Origin of the sequence: Natronomonas marina, from assembly GCF_024298905.1 — an archaeon.
Lineage (GTDB): Archaea > Halobacteriota > Halobacteria > Halobacteriales > Haloarculaceae > Natronomonas > Natronomonas marina.
Map to the genome: position 1 here is coordinate 49,532 of NZ_CP101154.1, position 15,753 is coordinate 65,284.

14 protein-coding genes are annotated in these 15,753 nt (G+C 69.3%); 4 read left to right on the forward strand and 10 right to left on the reverse strand.

The window, feature by feature from the left end; translation table 11 throughout:
* Positions 1-58: 58 nt before the first annotated feature.
* From thrC to NLF94_RS00285, 3 genes are all read left to right on the forward strand, one after another.
* Entirely contained in the window at positions 59-1,375 is a 1,317-nt protein-coding gene (gene thrC / locus NLF94_RS00275) for a threonine synthase (RefSeq protein ID WP_254839459.1), read from the forward strand.
* A gap of 178 nt (positions 1,376-1,553) precedes the next feature.
* Positions 1,554-1,859 carry a DUF433 domain-containing protein gene (locus NLF94_RS00280; protein ID WP_254839460.1) on the forward strand — a complete coding sequence of 102 codons (306 nt, stop codon included), beginning with the start codon at positions 1,554-1,556 and terminating at the stop codon, positions 1,857-1,859.
* A 2-nt stretch (positions 1,860-1,861) separates the two neighbouring features.
* On the forward strand, positions 1,862-2,206 hold the full coding sequence (locus NLF94_RS00285) for a DUF5615 family PIN-like protein (RefSeq protein WP_254839461.1): 345 nt from the start codon (positions 1,862-1,864) through the stop codon (positions 2,204-2,206).
* Positions 2,207-2,248: 42 nt separating this feature from the next.
* On the opposite strand, the gene mnhG is transcribed toward NLF94_RS00285, so the two are convergent.
* The 9 genes from mnhG to NLF94_RS00330 all read right to left on the reverse strand — a co-directional run bounded on the left by mnhG (position 2,249) and on the right by NLF94_RS00330 (position 13,931).
* Positions 2,249-2,650, reverse strand: coding sequence for a monovalent cation/H(+) antiporter subunit G (gene mnhG / locus NLF94_RS00290; protein ID WP_254839462.1), 402 nt, complete (start codon positions 2,648-2,650; stop codon positions 2,249-2,251).
* Positions 2,651-2,708: 58 nt separating this feature from the next.
* Positions 2,709-3,002 (reverse strand): MrpF/PhaF family protein, encoded by a 294-nt coding sequence (locus NLF94_RS00295; RefSeq protein ID WP_254839463.1) that lies wholly within the window; start codon positions 3,000-3,002, stop codon positions 2,709-2,711.
* Positions 2,992-3,660 carry a Na+/H+ antiporter subunit E gene (locus tag NLF94_RS00300; protein WP_254839464.1) on the reverse strand — a complete coding sequence of 223 codons (669 nt, stop codon included), beginning with the start codon at positions 3,658-3,660 and terminating at the stop codon, positions 2,992-2,994. Before NLF94_RS00300 ends, NLF94_RS00295 begins: the two co-directional genes overlap by 11 nt.
* Positions 3,657-5,249 (reverse strand): complex I subunit 5 family protein, encoded by a 1,593-nt coding sequence (locus NLF94_RS00305; RefSeq protein WP_254839465.1) that lies wholly within the window; start codon positions 5,247-5,249, stop codon positions 3,657-3,659. The genes NLF94_RS00300 and NLF94_RS00305 overlap by 4 nt, the downstream gene beginning before the upstream one ends.
* On the reverse strand, positions 5,246-5,590 hold the full coding sequence (locus NLF94_RS00310) for a sodium:proton antiporter (RefSeq protein ID WP_254839466.1): 345 nt from the start codon (positions 5,588-5,590) through the stop codon (positions 5,246-5,248). Before NLF94_RS00310 ends, NLF94_RS00305 begins: the two co-directional genes overlap by 4 nt.
* A gap of 49 nt (positions 5,591-5,639) precedes the next feature.
* Complete coding sequence (locus NLF94_RS00315) at positions 5,640-6,101, reverse strand: MnhB domain-containing protein (protein WP_254839467.1); 462 nt, start codon at positions 6,099-6,101, stop codon at positions 5,640-5,642.
* Positions 6,098-8,437 carry a hydrogen gas-evolving membrane-bound hydrogenase subunit E gene (mbhE, locus tag NLF94_RS00320; RefSeq protein WP_254839468.1) on the reverse strand — a complete coding sequence of 780 codons (2,340 nt, stop codon included), beginning with the start codon at positions 8,435-8,437 and terminating at the stop codon, positions 6,098-6,100. The genes NLF94_RS00315 and mbhE overlap by 4 nt, the downstream gene beginning before the upstream one ends.
* 508 nt (positions 8,438-8,945) lie before the next feature.
* Positions 8,946-11,306 carry a prolyl oligopeptidase family serine peptidase gene (locus NLF94_RS00325; RefSeq protein WP_254839469.1) on the reverse strand — a complete coding sequence of 787 codons (2,361 nt, stop codon included), beginning with the start codon at positions 11,304-11,306 and terminating at the stop codon, positions 8,946-8,948.
* 117 nt (positions 11,307-11,423) lie between these two features.
* Positions 11,424-13,931, reverse strand: coding sequence for a prolyl oligopeptidase family serine peptidase (locus NLF94_RS00330; protein ID WP_254839470.1), 2,508 nt, complete (start codon positions 13,929-13,931; stop codon positions 11,424-11,426).
* 148 nt (positions 13,932-14,079) lie between these two features.
* Between NLF94_RS00330 and NLF94_RS00335 the strand changes: the two genes are divergently transcribed.
* Positions 14,080-14,343, forward strand: a complete 264-nt coding sequence (locus NLF94_RS00335) for a hypothetical protein (RefSeq protein WP_254839471.1) — start codon at positions 14,080-14,082, stop codon at positions 14,341-14,343.
* Between the two features lie 159 nt (positions 14,344-14,502).
* Here the strand turns inward: NLF94_RS00335 and NLF94_RS00340 are convergent, their stop codons facing one another.
* On the reverse strand, positions 14,503-15,645 hold the full coding sequence (locus NLF94_RS00340) for a glycosyltransferase family 2 protein (protein WP_254839472.1): 1,143 nt from the start codon (positions 15,643-15,645) through the stop codon (positions 14,503-14,505).
* Positions 15,646-15,753: the final 108 nt, after the last annotated feature.

Sequence of the window (15,753 nt, forward strand, 5' to 3'; positions counted from 1 at the left end):
GGCCGCAAGTCCGGCGCCGACCGCCCCCTTTTTGCCCGCTCGCCGCCAGCATCGACCGATGGCCGAGCTAACGCTCCCCGACGCCCCGACGGAGCCGGCAGTCGCCGACGACGGGGTCTGGCTGCGCTGCATCGAGTGCGGCCACGACCACGCCCCCTTCGAGTCGGTCCGCTACACCTGCCAGGAGTGCGACGGCCTGCTGGAGGCTCGCTACGACACGTACCCCACCTTCGACGACTTCGAGGGATCGGGCGTCTGGCGGTACGACGCCGCCCTGCCCTTCGACTCGGGGGTAACCCTTCCCGAGGGCGACACGCCGCTGCACTACGTCCCCCGCCTCGAGGCGTCCGTCGGCGTCCGAAACCTCCGCGTCAAACACGAGGGGATGAACCCCACCGGCTCGTTCAAGGACCGCGGGATGACCGTCGGCGTCCGTGTCGCCCAGGAGCTGGGTGTCGACCGACTGGCCTGTGCCTCGACGGGCAACACGTCGGCGGCGCTGGCCGCCTACGGCGCCCGCGCCGGCCTGCAGACGCTCGTGTTGCTGCCCGAGGGGAAGGTCGCCGCCGGCAAGATAGCCCAGGCGAGCCTCCACGGCGCACGCATCCTGGAGGTCGACGGCAACTTCGATTCGTGTCTCGACATCGTCCAGGAACTGGCCGACCGCGGCGAGGCGTACCTGCTGAACTCGCTGAACCCGTTCCGCCTGGAGGGCCAGAAGACCATCGGCCTCGAGATACTCGAGGAGTTCTACGCCGACGAGGGACGGTTCCCGGACCGAATCGTCCTGCCGGTCGGCAACGCGGGCAACACCGCCGCTCTCTACAAGTGCTTCCGGGAGATGGTCGCCGGCGGCGACCTGGCGCCCGGCGACGTGCCGAAACTCACCGGCGTCCAGGCCGAGGGGGCGGCGCCGATGGTCGAGGCCATCGAGTCCGACGCCGACGGCATCGAGCGGTGGGACGACGTGGAGACGGTGGCGACCGCCATCCGCATCGGCAACCCCGTCAACGCGCCGAAGGCGCTGCCCGGCATCCGGGAGACGGGTGGGACCGCCGTCGCCGTCTCCGACGAGGAGATCACGGACGCCCAGCGCGCGCTGGCCGGCGAGGGCGTCGGCGTCGAACCTGCCTCGGCGGCCTCCATCGCCGGCCTCCGGAAACTCCGCGATTCGGGCGTCGTCGGGTCGGGCGAGGATGTGGTCTGTCTGACGACCGGCCACCTGCTGAAGGACCCCGACGCCGCGGCGGCGGCCGGCGGCGACCCCGAACCGGTGCCCAACGACACCGACGACGTGCTGGCGCACCTGGCCGGCGAGGACGTCTCCGGCGACGGCGACGGTGGGCTGTTCGCCCGGCTTCGCGGGCTGTTGTAGCCGAGAGCGTCATAGAACCGCTCACGGAGCTTGTTTGCACCCTCACTTCGGAGAGGTAGCCGAACGAACGTGACTGCGTATCGAGCGGTTCGGGAGACGTTTCGTTGGTCGACGACAACACGCCCGCGACTGCCTGCACCGGCAAAGACTGAAGGCCACTGCGATGGTATTTTACGCTATGTCGAAGCAGATGAACACCGTCATCTCGGGTGACGAGTCGGGTATTCACGACGAGCCCCATATCCGGGACCGGCGAATCACCGTGAGCCACATCCACGCGCTGGTCGAAGAGCGCGACCTCAGCGCCCAGACGGTAGCAGACCGCTTTGACCTCACTGCTTCGGACGTCTATCACGCACTGGCGTACTATCACGACCACCCCGAAGAGATGCGGGCGGTCGAGGAACGCCGTCGAGAGCTACACGAAGCCGCAAAAGAGGACCCGAAAATCGTCACCGGTCCCGACGATCTGCCGGAATCGTAGGTATGCGGGTGTCGTTTCTGCTTGACGAGAACATCGCGGCTCCGCTGGCCGACAAACTCGACAAAGCAGGCCACGATGTAGAGCGTGTCGTCGATGTGAACGAATTGGGCGAAGGCGTCGACGACACAACGATTCGTCTGTACGCCGTCCGAGAGGGCCGCCTCATCGTCACCAGCGACGACGACTTTGTGCAGATGCCGGCAGACTCTCACAGTGGCGTATTCTACGTCTCCGACCAGTCGCTCCCCGCGCACGAACTCTACCATATCATCCAGCGCGTTATCGAAAGGTTCCCGAGTCGAGAAGCGATGAATACAGTGACGTACATTACTACCGATTGGCTGTGATTCACGAGTGAAGCGAGTGGGATGTCAGTCCCCTATAACTCCCTACTCCTCGCCCGGATCGTCCGATTCGCCGTCGTCCCGCTCGTCGTCCCGCGTGCGCTCGTTCTCGCCGGGGCCGGGCCAGGTGACGCCGACGAGGAACTCGACGCCGGTCTTCTGTGCGGCCCGCGAGATCATGTGTGCGCCCGTCGGCACCGTCAAAAAGAGGAAGACGATGCCGATGAGCGACGCGAGGCCGGCGCCGCCGGGGCCGAACCGGACGAACCCGGCGAGAAAGACCGCGGCGGTCCCGAGCGTGGTCGGCTTGCTGGTGGCGTGCATCCGGTTGTAGACGTTCGGAAGCCGGAGCAGTCCGAGGGTGCCGACCGCGAGGAAGAACGTCCCGGACGCGACCAGCGCGACCACGGTCAGGTTCCGGACGGTCTCGACGAGCGCCGCGCTCACGGCTCGCCTCCCCCGAGATTCGCCCCGGCCGTCTCGTCGGTTGTCGGTTCCCTCATGATCACTCCCGCCTCGTGATGATGTCGCCCTCGGTGATGTACTTCGCGACCGCGACCGTCGAGAGGAAGCCGATGATGGCCAGCACGAGGCTGACGGTCACGTAGAGGCCGCGCCCCGTCTTCAGCGCGAACAGCACCGCGATGGCGACGACGTTGGTGGCGATGGCGTCGAGTGCGACCACCCGGTCGGGGACGGTCGGTCCCTCGACGACCCGGTAGCCACAGAGGAGACACAGCGCCGCGACGACGACCAGGGCGGCGTCGACCGCGGCCGCGGCCAGCGCCTCACCCGCCATCGCCGTCACCTCCCGTCTCCGCGCCGGAGTCGGCGCCCCCCCCGACGCCCGGCGCCTCGCCGACGCCCGGTTCGGGTATCGTCTTCGGTTCCGGCGGGTAGTCGGAGGGGTGGACCCGGACCGCGGGCGTCGGGTCGGCCGGGTCGGCGTCCTCGTCGAAGATGGCCAGCGCGTAGTCCTCCCACTCGCGGATGGGGTCGACGAGGGCGTCGATGTCGCGGCCGTCGATGGTGTGGACGTAGAGACCGTTCTCCTCGGGGTCGTGGTCCAGCGTCACTGTCCCGGGCGTGATGGTGATGCTGTTGGCGATGGTGGTGACGCCCAGCGCCGTCTCCACGCGCAGCGGGACGAACACCACCTGCGGTTCCAGCCGCATCCCCGGCGCGAGCACCCGGTAGGCGACGTCGAGGTTGGCGACGATTATCTGCCGGACGAAGGTCAGGACGTACCGGGCGAGCGCGGGGGTCGCGCCGGCGACCCGGGCGAGGTCGACCGTCGGCGCGTAGAGCCGCCGGAACACGTACGCGACCGGGAGTCCGACCGCGAGACCGGCGACGGCGGCTCGCAGGAGCGGGACGGGAGCGAGCGCCGGCCCGGTGACGAACACCCAGATGACCGCGAACACGACGCCGGTCGCGGGCCACCGCCGGACCTTCACGTCCCCGCACCCCCCAGCACGACCTCGACGTAGCCGTCGGTGTCCAGCGCGGCCCCCGCGGCGGCGTCGGCGAACCGGTACACCGGCTCGAAGCCGACCCCGACGGCGACGACCAGCACCGCAAGCGTCGCCACCAGCGCGACCAGCGGGCGGTCGACGCTCCCCGTCTCGACGCGCTCGCTCTCGACGCCCCAGACGCTGCTCATCCAGGCCCGCGTCGTGTAGACGATGGTCAGGAGCGCGCCGACGAGCAGGACGAGGACGGTGAGGACGGCCGCGGGCGTCGGCGCCGCGGTCAGGCGTGCGGCGGCCACCTCGAAGACCAGCAGTTTGCCGAAGAAGCCGGCCAGCGGGGGGATGCCGACCAGCGAGAGGCCGCCGACGAAGAAGACGGCCCCGAGGATCGGCGACCGCTGGCCGAGACCGCCCACCTCCGCGAGGCGGGTCGTCCCCGCCACGTCCCGAACGACGGCGGCCACGAAGAAGAGCAGCCCCTTCGTCAGGGCGTGGTGCAGCGCGTAGATCAGCGCGGCCAGGAGGCCGAGGCGTCGCAGCGACGGGTCGGCCGCGGCGACTGCAATCGGCACGGCGATGAAGCCGACCTGCCCGATGGAGGAGTACGCCAGCAGGCCGTCGACGCTGTCGCGGTTCACCGCGCCGATTCCGCCGACGAGGACGCTTGCGGCCGCCGCCACCCCGAGGACGGGTGCGAGCGCCGCGAGGGGCGAGGTGCCGGGGAGCCCGGGCACGCGGACCGACACCGCCGCGCCGGCGAAGACCGTGAAGTACAGGCGGACGATGGCGTAGATGCCGACCTTCTTGGTCACGCCGGCCAGCACGGCCGCGACGGGCATCGGCGCCGCCCGGTAGGCGGCGGGCACCCAAAACTGGAAGGGGGCCAGGCCGGCCTTCAGCGCGAAGGTGACGAAGAGCAGCGCGCCGAAGCCGACCAGCGGTGCGGCCCGGACGCTGGCCGGCGACGCGACGAGTCGCTGGGCCATCTCGGCCATGTTGAGCGTCCCGACGGTCGCGTAGAGACCGCCGACGGCAACGAGCATGCAGACGCTCCCGAGGACGTTCAAAACGAGGTACCGCATCGCCGCGGCGGTGTGCTCGGCGCCGCCGTAGAAGGCGACGAAGACGTAACTGGCCATCAGCGTCACCTCGAACCACACGAAGAGGTTGAAGAGGTCGCCGGCGAGGAAGGCGCCGGTGACGCCGACCAGCAGCAACTGGAAGGTGGGGTGGTAGTAGGTCCGCTGGTTGCGGCGGTCGATAAAGCGGACGGAGACGGCGACGGCGTACAGGCCCACGACCGCCGCGAGCGAGAGCATGAACGCCGAGAGGGCGTCGGCGACGAGCGTGATGCCGTGCGGGGCCCGGATGCCGCCGACCTGGTAGGCGACGGCGCCCGGCGCGTCGGGCGACAGGACGACCGTCCACGCCAGGGCGGCGACGGCGGCGGCGTAGACGGCGACGCCGGCGACGCTCGTGGCCCGCTGGAGGCGCGGGCGACTCCGGACGGCGAGCGTGGCGACGGCGGTGCCGAAGACGACGAGCAGCGGCGCGACGACGAGCGTTCCCGTCATCGCTCCCACTCCGTGAGGTCCATGCTCTCGTTTTCCTCGTAGCCGCGGTACGACAGCACCAGCGCGAAGGCGGTGATGCCGAAACTGATGACGATGGCGGTCAGCACGAGCGCCTGCACCAGCGGGTCGGCCGTCGCCGGGAACGGGCCCTTCTTCGAGGCCAGCACCGGCACCGAGTCGGCCGTCCCCTCCCGGATGCCCCCCATCCCGATGAGGTAGACGTTGGCGGCCTGCGAGACGACGGCGACCCCCCAGACGACGTGGACGACGTCGTCCCGCAGCAGGAGGAACGTGCCCACGGCGAAGAGGACGCCGACGGCGGCCGCGACGGCCAGCGTCACCGGCGGTCACCTCCCGGCAGGGCGGGTTCGGCGGCGCGCTCGACGGCGGTCATTCGGCGCCCACCACCGACAGGATGGCCAGCAGGCCGCCGACGACCACGCAGTAGATGCCGACGTCGAAGACCAGCGCCGACGCCAGTTCGTACTCGCCGAGCACCGGCACGTGGACGTAGTCGTGGTGCTGGTAGAGGAACGGCTTGCCGAAGAGCATCCCGGCGAGGCCGCTGGCGAGGGCGATTCCGAGACCGAGGGTGAACAGCCGGCGGTAGGCGGCGACGGTCCGGTGTTCGAGGATGCCGCCGCCGGGGTCGACCTCGCGGTCGAGGACGCCCACCTCGAGGTAGTCCAGGCCGTAGGCGACGTACACCAGGACGAACGCGCCGACGGTCAGGACGCCGCCGATGAAGCCGCCGCCGGGGGCGTTGTGGCCGCCGAGGAACAGCGACGTGGCGACGACGAGGACGATGGGGACGACGACGCGGGCCGTCGTCCGCACGATGGTCGTCGTCATCCGGTCTCACCCCTGTCGCGCATGGCGAGCAGCACCAGCACCGACGCCGCCGCCAGCAGGATGACGGCGGCCTCGCCGAGCGTGTCGAACGCCCGGAAGTCCGTCAACACGACGTTGACGACGTTGGTGCCGCCGCCCTCCTCGACGGCGTTGTTCACGTACCACTCCGCCGTCTCCGACAGGCCCTGATCCGGCGCGGCCACGAGCACGGCGACGAACGCCGTCGCGCCGACCAGCACCGACAGCGCGGCGTCGCGGGCGGCGACGCGGACCCGGAGTTCGGCGTAGTAGGCCGGCAGTTCCTCGATGACGAGCAGGAAGACCACGAGCAACAGCGTCTCGACGACCAGCTGCGTCAGCGCGAGGTCCGGGCCCGAGGCCAGCACGTAGAAGACCGCCACCATGAACCCGAGGATGCCGAGCGTCAGGACGCCGGCGACGTGGGAGGGCGCGGCCGCGACGGCCACCGCGGCCACCGCGGCCACCGCCAGCACGAGTATCATCGCGGTCGGCGCCAGCGGTCCCGTCGGCGGGACGGCAACCCCCGTCGAGAGGAAGCCCAGCAGGACGAGCGCGCACGTCGTCGCCAGCACCCAGGTGACGTGGGTCCGCAACGGGCCGCCGTGGACCGTCGCGTCCAGTCGGTCGCTGGCCCACTCGACTTCGTCGAGCAGCCAGTCGTAGAGGTTCGTCGGGCGGGCCAGCGTCGACCCGGCCTCGAACCGCGCGATGCCGTTTCGGACCCGGTCGACCGAGGGGTAGGCGGCGGCGCCGACGACCAGCGCCGCGAGGCTCATCAGCGCGGGTCCGCTCGGTTCGGTCGGAATCTTCGCCGTGACGTCGACCGCTTCGACGGCGGTCACGGCGGCGGCGTCGCCGACGACGGCCTCGATTGCCAGCCCCGGCGCGACGCTCGTGACGAGGGTGAGCGCGGCCAGGAGGGCGGGCGGCGCGACCAGCGCGACCGGCGGCCGGGCGACGTCCTCGACGGTCGCCGGCCGTTCGCCGAGGAAGGCACTCAGGAATCGCAGCGAGTAGAGGACGGTGAAGACGCTGGCGCCGACCGCGACCGCCGGGTACAGCCAGTAGAGACCGCCCTCGGCGAGGCCGGTCTCCCAGGCCGCCTTGAACAGCAGTTCCTTCGAGTAGAAGCCGCCGAACGGCGGGACGCCCGCCATGCTGAGGACGGTCACACCGGCGATTGCGGCGGTAATCGGGAGGTCCCGGTACAGCCCTCCGAGGTCGTCGAGGCGTCGCGTCCCGACCTCGTGGGCGACGACGCCGGCGACGAGGAACAGCGCCGCCTTGAACAGCGCGTGGTTGAACAGGTGGAAGACGCCGGCCTCGGCGCCGTAGTGGGTCCGGAAGCCGAACCCGGCGACCATCAGGCCGAGGTGGCTCGCCGTCGAGTACGCCAGCAGTTCCTTGATGTCGTTGGCGGTGACGGCCAGGACGGCGCCGACGGTCATCGTCGCCAGGCCGACGGTGGCGACCAGGAGCGTCCACGCCTCGCCGAGAAAGAGCGGCCGGACCCGCCCGAGGACGTAGACGCCGACCTTCACCATCGTCGCCGAGTGGAGGAACGCCGAGACGGGCGTCGGGGCGACCATCGCGTTGGGCAGCCAGAAGTGAAGCGGCACCTGTGCGGACTTGGCGCCGGCGGCGACGGCCACGAGGACGAGGACGGGGACGAACAGCCCCGAATCCGAGAGCGCCGCCCGCATCGCCCGTATCGTCCCTTCGTTCGCCAGCATCGCCGCGAGGTCGAACGTGCGGGCGCCGAGGGCGGGACCGCTGGCCACCGACAGCAACAGGAGCGCGACGAGCAGACAGAGACCGCCCCCGACGGTGATTATCATCGCCATCCGGGCGGAGTAGCGCGATTCCGCGTCCTCGGTGTGGTAGCCGATGAGGACGAACGAGCAGACGCTCGTCAGTTCCCAGAAGAGGAACAGCGCCACCAGGTCCGAGGCGAAGGCGACGCCGAGTATCGAACCCATGAAGGCCGACAGCGCCGCGTAGAATCGTCCGAGGGACGGCTTGCCGTGCATGTAGCGGGCGGCGTAGGCGAAGACGAGGACGCCGATGCCGCTGGCAAGGAGTGCGAAGAGCAGCGCCCAGGCGTCGACGCGGAGTCGCAGCGCCACGTCCATTGAGGGCACCCAGGCGACTGCGCCGCTCCCGGTGGTGCCGAGCCGGGACGCGACGAGACCGAAGGAGGCGACCGCGACGGCGGCACCGACGTAGCCCACCCGGTCGCCGAGGACCCGGTGCAGCGGCGGGAGGGCGACGACGGCGAGGAACGGGAGCGCGACCGCCAGGAATACGGACTCCATCGAACGTTCGTATCCAGTGCCACGTCGTCCTTAACCCTACCGCAGTCCCGTCGTCGGGCCGTCGTTCGCACGTCCGCTGTCCCGGGGGCAGCGACCGACCGGCGCCGCGGTCGAAACGACAGCGCGACCCCCGCGAGGGGGCCGGCACCGATCCGGTCTGGCTGGCCGGTACCCGGCGGAGAGATGAATAAATAACTGTGCATAGCCGGCAGATGGGTTATGATAGTGTGGGATGTTACCGTGCTTCTGGGGAGGGGGCACCCGAACGGTACCCGGTCCGGACTGCGACGCAGGAACCCCAGCCTTCACGCGGTCCGGCACCGACGTGGTCCCACGCCGGGGCGTTCCCGCAACGGTGTCGGCGGCCGGTCAGCGGTTTCGAGGCGGAGCCTCCGGCCTCAAGAAGCGAGGACTTCCGACGCCAGTCGGAAGGACGACGCGAGTAGGCCGGGGAGGAAGCCGACAACTCCGGCACAACCCACGGATTGTGGCCGCCTTTTGACGGTGTTTAGGCCAGCGCGCCGGATTCGGGACCGCGCTCCCCGAGCAGGACTTTCTTCGTCGACTCGCCGGCCGGCACCTCGATGTCGTGGGTGTCGAACGCCGTCGCCAGCGTGATCGTCGCCGGGGCGTCGCTGTCGATGTCGATGGTCAACTCGTCGTCGACGTCGAGACCGGCCTCCTCGACCCACAGCGTCACCGAGTCGACGCCCTCCAGTCGGACCTCGAGGCGGTTCTCCGGGGCGGTCCGGGCGTCGATGGGCGGCGTCTCCCACTGGACGCCGCGGCTGAGGTGCCGTCGCGGCTGGCGGCCGTACTCGGTGAAGGTGCCGACCTCGGGCGGGGCGTAGCCGTCGGCGTAGGAGATGGCGTCGACGAGCCCCGAGTTGCGGTCCTCGCGGGTTCGGATGTCCGACACCCAGTAGGCGCCGTCGTGGACGAGGTCGACCTCGGGGTGGTCGAGCCGTGGGAGGTGCCTGTACGTCACCCGGCGGGGGTTGCGGATGACCTTGCTCCGGGAGACGAACTCGGGGATGCCGGTCCAGCGGTCCCGGACGCCAAAGGAGAGGTGGGTCTCGGCGGGGAAGACGTCGAACTGGTGGCGGTAGCCGTGCTTCCGGAGTCGGCGGGCGTAGTTGTCCGGCGAGATGACCGGCACCAGCGGGTCCCCGAGGCCGTTCCAGACGAGCATCGGGACGTGCCGGAGGTTCTCGGTTATCTCCAGGGCGCTGGAGGGCCCCTCGGTGAAGACGTTGAGGACCTGGCCGCCGCCCTCGCCGCCGAAGAGGTCCGTCGTCAGCGACGGGGGCGCCCGAATCAGCCCGCCGGTGACGCCCTCGATGGGGTCCTCGGTCGGCGGGCCGACGACCGAGAAGCCGCGGCCGAACAGGTCCGGACACTGCGCGGCCAGCACGCAGGTGCCGAAACCGCCCATCGAGTAGCCGCCCAGCGTCACGCGACTGCGGTCGATGTCGACTCTCGTCTCGAGGTCGCGCCAGGCCTCGAAGATGTCGAGTTCGGCCTCCCGCTTGTACCACCGCCCCGGCCCCCGCGCCTGCGGCATCAGGACGACGGCGTTGTTCGGTTCGCTGATGTCCTTTATCAGGTTCGGCGTGTAGACGGCGTACTGGGTGTACGAACAGCTCAGCGAGTGCAGCAGCATCACCATCGGCGCCGGTTCCTCGAGGTCCTCGGGGATGTAGGCGCTGTACGGCTGGATCCGGCCCTCGAGGATGTCGTGGTCGGTGTCGATGCCCTCCCCGAGGTAGTACCGGGAGGGGTACAGCAGCGAGACGATGCCCGACTCGGGGGTGTTGCGCTCGGTGACGCGGTCGCGGAGCTTCCCGAAGTCGACGTCGGCGCCGAACCGCGAGATGTCGCGGTCGGCCAGCGCCATTGCCTGGGCGTGTTCGCGCCAGTTGCCCTCCCCGAGGACGCGCGGCGAGCGGTCGAGTATCTGTTCGAGGATGCTGTGACCGATGCCGGTCACGTCCAGCAAATCGAAGAGCCCGCGACCGACGTCGACGGGACCGAGGTTCCGGTTGTACGGCTCGTCGAAGCGGAAGCCGACGTTGAACACCGGCGGCGTGTCGCGGCCCTTCTTCGCGCCGCCGGGGCGTTCGTCGTCGGGACTGACCGCGACCTGCTTGAACTCGCGGGTCGCCGGGTCCCACAGGCCGACGACGACGTAGTGGCGCCAGGTTTCCTCGCCCGGGTCCAGCGGCACCTCGACGTCTATCTGCCGGCGACGGACGTCGACCGTGAGGCGGTCGTCGTCGAGGGGTTCGTCGTCGAGTTCGGCGCCGGTGCCCCAGGTGACCAGCCGGTGGTCGACGGGGGCGCCCAACTCGCCGAGTCCGTACCCCCAGTCCGTGCGGCGCTCGGGACCGCCCTCGAAGTCCTGGGCGGCCTCGGTGTCGATGCCGACGGCGACGGCGGCGGCATCGGGTTCGAGCATCGTGTTCAGCGTGATGCGGTACCGGACGCCCTCCTCGGTCGGCTGGGCGCGGAACTCCAGTAAGTCGGCGGCGTTGTAGCCGTACCGCTCGACGTCGTTGGGGTAGTGGTAGTCGCCGGTCGGCTGCGAGAGGACGCCGCCCAGCGAACTGGCGTTCGTCGGCGACCCCGAGACCCACGAGCGGGTGTCGGCGCCGCGGTCGTCGTAGACGTAGTCCTGATAGAGGTACTCGCCGTCGACGTAGGCGTCACACCCCGAGACCATCAGGGGCTCGGCCTCCCAGCCGGGGCCGTTCTCCAGCTGTGGCGGCGTGGGGTTGTCGCCGTACAGCGCGTCCGGTCCCGGACGGGGTGGCGACGACGGTGCCTCCTCCTCCGATTCGCTCTCGGAAGCACCGTACTCCTTCGACATACCGCTAGAGTACCCTCCCGACGGGAAGTACATTTAGCCTGAAAGAGCTTGCAGATTTAAGTGCGACCATTATCAACCCCGTGTAGAATTTAAAGACGTTTAAGCACTCGGGTCGGCTCACGCCTCGGGTCGTTCGAGGGGTTCGACCACCAGCGTCGAGGTTCCGGGTTCGACGTCGAGGCGCTGGCTCCCGAAGGAGCCCCTGAAGGTCAGCGTCGCCGCGGTGTCGCTGTCGACGTCGACGGTCAGTTCCTCGCCGGGGTCCAGCCCCGCGCTCTCGACCCATATCGTCGCTGTCTCGACGCCCCGCAGTTCGAGTTCGAGCGCGTTCGCCGGTCCCCGGACGTCCTCCTCGGGGTCGCTCCACTCGACGCCGCTGGCGGTGTAGGCAAGCGGCGTAGTTCCCGTGCGGGTGTAGGTCTCGGCGCTCGGTTCGGCGTAGCCGTCCGCCAGCGACGTGGCGTCGACGAGACCGCTGTCGGCCGCCTCGCTCGTTCGCACGTCGGTCACCCAGTAGGCGCCGTCGTGGTAGACGTCCAGTTCCGGGTAGTCGAACTCGGGGACGTGCCGGAAAGTCACGCGGGCCGGCCGTTCGGGCTTGTCGGTGTCGGCGAGGTAGTCGGGACCGCGTTCCCAGCGGTCCTGCAACGCGAGGAAGAAGTGGTCGGCGGCCGGGAAGACGTCGATCTGGTGGCGGTAGCCGTGCGAACGGAGCTTCGTCGCGTAGTTGGTCGGACCCAGGAGGGGTACGAGCGGGTCCGTCCCGCCGTGCCACAGCAGCATCGGGACGTGCCGGAGGTTGTCGGTCAACCGCAGGGCGTTTTCGGGTTCCTCGGTGAATATCGAGAAGAGCCGGCCGCCGTCCTCGCCGCCGAAGAGGTCCTGCATCAGGACCGACGGGGTGGCGAGCAGGTTGCTCGTCGGCCCCTCGAGGGGGTCCTCGGCCGGCGGGCCGACGACCGCGAAACACCGCCCGAAGCAGTCGGGGTTCTTCGTCGCCACGATGATGGCGCCGAAGCCGCCCATCGAGTAGCCCGTAACCGACACCTTCGAGCGGTCGACGTCGACGCGGTGTTCGAGGTCGCGCCAGGCCTCGAAGACGTCGAGTTCGGCCCGCCGCTTGTACCAGATGCCCGGTCCCCTGGTCTGGGGCATGAAGACGACGCCGTCGGTCGCCTCCGCCAGCGCCTCGACGTAGCCCGGCATCCACACCCGGTACTGGGTGTAGCAGTTCCCCAGCGAGTGCAGCGCCGTCACCATCGGCACGTCCTCGTCGTCGAGGTCGACGTCGTCGGGGACGTAGACGCCGTACGGCTGGATGCGGCCCTGGAGGACGTTGGCGTGGGGGTCGACGCCCGCCCCGAAGTCGTGCCGGGAGGGGTAGAGGTAGGTCACGAACCCGGAGTCGGGGCGGTCCCGCTCGGTGACGCCGGCGTCGAGCTTCTCGAAGTCGACGTCGGCACCGAACCGCGAGATATCGCGGTCGGCCAGCGCCGCCGCCTGGGCGTGCTCGCGCCAGTTGCCCACGCCGAGGACGCGCGGCACTCCTTCGATCTCGCCCAGGAGCCAGAACCGGTCGAGTTCGTTCAACAGTTCGGAGAGGCCCGTCGCCTCGAAGGGGTCGAACGGGCTCCCGAGCGGGTTCAGCAGGTCCAGCGGGTCCTCGAGCTGGTCGAGCAGGTTGGCGGTCCGGCCGAACCGCTGGAGGGTCTCGAAGGGGTCCTCCAGTTCGGCCAGCAGTTCCTGGGGGGCGTTGGCCAGCACCGTCGCCAGCCGCGGGACGAGCGTCTCTAGGTCGACGTTGCGGTTCATCGGCTCCTGGTCCGGCGAGCGGAAGCCGACGTTGAACACCGGCGGCGCGTCGCGGCCGGCCTTCCGGCCGCCCGGTGCGGTCCGGTCGGCGTCGACCGCGATCTCCCGGAACTCGCCGTCGCCGTCGTCCCACAGGCCGACGACGACGTAGTGGCGCCAGGTCTCCCCGCCGGGCTCCAGCGGCACCTCGACCTCGATCTGTTGTCGGCGGACGTCGACGTCGAGGCGGTCGTCGTCGAGGGGGTCGCCGTCGAGTTCGGCGCCGGTACCCCAGGTGACCAGCCGGTGGTCGACCGGCGCACCGAGTTCGCCCAGCCCGTACCCCCAGTCTGTCCGGCGCGCTCCGCTCTCGTCGTCGGGGTCCGCTTCGGTGTCGACGCCGATTGCGACGGCGGCGGCGTCCGGCTCCAGCATCGTATTCAGCGTGATCCGATAGGCGATGCCCTCGTCGGTCGGCCGGGCGCGGAACTCCAGCAGGTCGGCGGCGTTGTAGCCGTACCGGTCGGGGTCCGACGGGTAGCGGTAGTCGCCCGTGGCCCGCGAGTAGAACCCGCCCATGGTGTGGCCCTCCGGCTGCTGGTCGAACACCGACCGGGTGTCGGCGCCGTGGTCGTCGTAGACGTAGTCCTGATAGAGGTACTCGCCGTCGACGTAGGCGTCGTGTCCGGCGACCAGGAGGGGGTCGGCGTCCCAGCCGAACCCGTTCTCCAGCTGTGGCGGCGTGGGGTTGTCGCCGTACAGCGCGTCCGGTCCCGGACGGGGCTCGGTCCGCTCGGCGCCGGCGGCGTCCCGGCCGCTCGACTCGTCTGACATGTTCGAGGGGTCGGTTTCGACTCCGAAAGGCGTTCCCCCGGTCATCGGACCCTGTTTAAAATCCCCTGTCACGGGATCACGCGGGACGTTCGCCGGATATGACGGGCGTCTGACTGACTCTTTTGTGACTGGGTGACACACGTCGGGTATGGCATCCGCACCGTCCGAACCGGTCGCCACCGACGCGCAGGCGCGAGAGCGCGTGGCGCGACTGGAGGCGAAACTCCGGCGAAGCGAGCGCCGCCGCGAGGCGGCCGAACAGTGGGCCGAGTTCCTCGAGAGCGAACTCGAGACCCGAGACGAACGACTCGAGGACGTCATCGTCGAGTACGAGCGCAGACTCGAGGACGCGAAACGGCGCAACGAAACGAGCGACGACGGCCTGTGGGCGCGGCTGACGGACTGGTTCTGATCGGGGTCGTCGCGCTATCTAGCACGCGGCGGCGGTCCCACTCTCGAGGGCGCCGGTTCCGCCCTCGGCGGAAACGGGCATTCGGGTCGGGAGGACAGCGCGATACGTGATCTCGCGGGCCGTGAGTCGGGGCCCCCGATCGAAGTAGGGGAGGGAAGTTTACTTGTCGATGACGGTGAATGACCGATCGGAAAAAAGCACGGCGTACAGCGGCGTCACCGCTTCGAACACCGCAAACAGCGGCAGGAACGGCACCAGCACGCCCCGCCACCACTTATCGACCGAGACGATTCCGTAGAGGTACGTGACTCCGTATATCGCGCCCGTAATCGAAGGTGCGACCGCGAGGACAACCGGGATCGACAGGCTGCTTGCGTACGGCGACGCCAGTACCGCGACGGGTCCCGCCAGGATCGCACAGATCCACGAGACCATGCGAACTCCGGTCATGAGCCTCGTGAGGGGGGAGGCGTCCCACAGGAGGTTCCACGTTCCGACGAACCACCGGGACCGCTGTTTGAACAGGTCCCGTACCGTGTGCGGACTCAGGATGCTCACGCGCGTACCGGACTGCCAGGTCCGGACGTCGGCCTCGATCAGTTCCGCCGCGAACGCGAAGTCCTCGACGATCGAGTGGCGATCGAACCCAATTTCCGAGAGGACGTCCCCGCGAACGGTCAGAAGCTCCCCGTGAAAGCCGATGTAGGGCCGCCCGAGCAGTCCGGTGAACGCTCGAAAGACCGTGAGATCGTCGAGCAGGCGGACGTGATCCATCACGTAGGTGACGAGCGAGTCGCCGCGGCGCGGGGACAGCACCGCGTTCATCGCGCCGTATCCCTCCGCTTCGTAGTGGGGAATCTCGTAGAGGAACCGATCGTCCTTGACGAGATTGTCGTCGTCGATGAAGCCGTACCAGTAGTCGGGTTCCTCGTCGACGACGGACTCGATGAAGTACTGTATCGCTCGGCCCTTGGCGACGGCCTCACACTCGAAGGAGTCCGGAACGACTACCGTCGTGTATCCGGGGTACTCCCGGAGCTCCGTCTCGAGGTCCGCCCCTTCGTCGGTGAGGACGTAGAGTTCGTAGTCGGCGAACATCTCGCGGTGGTGGTCGAGACACGTCTCCAGGGAGTCCCGGACGTTCTCCGAGCCGATCGTTGGAATGACGAGTCGGACGTCTTCGGCGGGTTCGGTCGCCTGCTGTGGCGTGTATGTGAGGTACGCGACGAGCCCGAGGACGAAGTACGCCAGGAGGACGGTACAGACGATGACGCTGACGTGGAGGACCAATTCCGGCAGCATACTCGCTTCTACGTCGAGATTTTACACCCTCACTTATGGGATTTACCTTTTCCGTTGCTGATGAGAAAACAGCAAGCGCGTTCCCCGCGGTTTCCGGCGACGGCCGCT

Bases quoted from the DNA above. Each gene is read 5' to 3' on its own strand.
- NLF94_RS00315 (WP_254839467.1), bottom strand. From the start codon at position 6,101: ATGACGACGACCATCGTGCGGACGACGGCCCGCGTCGTCGTCCCCATC.
- NLF94_RS00285 (WP_254839461.1), top strand. From the start codon at position 1,862: ATGCGGGTGTCGTTTCTGCTTGACGAGAACATCGCGGCTCCGCTGGCC.
- NLF94_RS00340 (WP_254839472.1), bottom strand. From the start codon at position 15,645: ATGCTGCCGGAATTGGTCCTCCACGTCAGCGTCATCGTCTGTACCGTC.
- NLF94_RS00295 (WP_254839463.1), bottom strand. From the start codon at position 3,002: ATGGCGGGTGAGGCGCTGGCCGCGGCCGCGGTCGACGCCGCCCTGGTC.
- thrC (WP_254839459.1), top strand. From the start codon at position 59: ATGGCCGAGCTAACGCTCCCCGACGCCCCGACGGAGCCGGCAGTCGCC.
- NLF94_RS00335 (WP_254839471.1), top strand. From the start codon at position 14,080: ATGGCATCCGCACCGTCCGAACCGGTCGCCACCGACGCGCAGGCGCGA.
- NLF94_RS00330 (WP_254839470.1), bottom strand. From the start codon at position 13,931: ATGTCAGACGAGTCGAGCGGCCGGGACGCCGCCGGCGCCGAGCGGACC.
- mbhE (WP_254839468.1), bottom strand. From the start codon at position 8,437: ATGGAGTCCGTATTCCTGGCGGTCGCGCTCCCGTTCCTCGCCGTCGTC.
- NLF94_RS00305 (WP_254839465.1), bottom strand. From the start codon at position 5,249: ATGACGGGAACGCTCGTCGTCGCGCCGCTGCTCGTCGTCTTCGGCACC.
- NLF94_RS00325 (WP_254839469.1), bottom strand. From the start codon at position 11,306: ATGTCGAAGGAGTACGGTGCTTCCGAGAGCGAATCGGAGGAGGAGGCA.
- NLF94_RS00280 (WP_254839460.1), top strand. From the start codon at position 1,554: ATGTCGAAGCAGATGAACACCGTCATCTCGGGTGACGAGTCGGGTATT.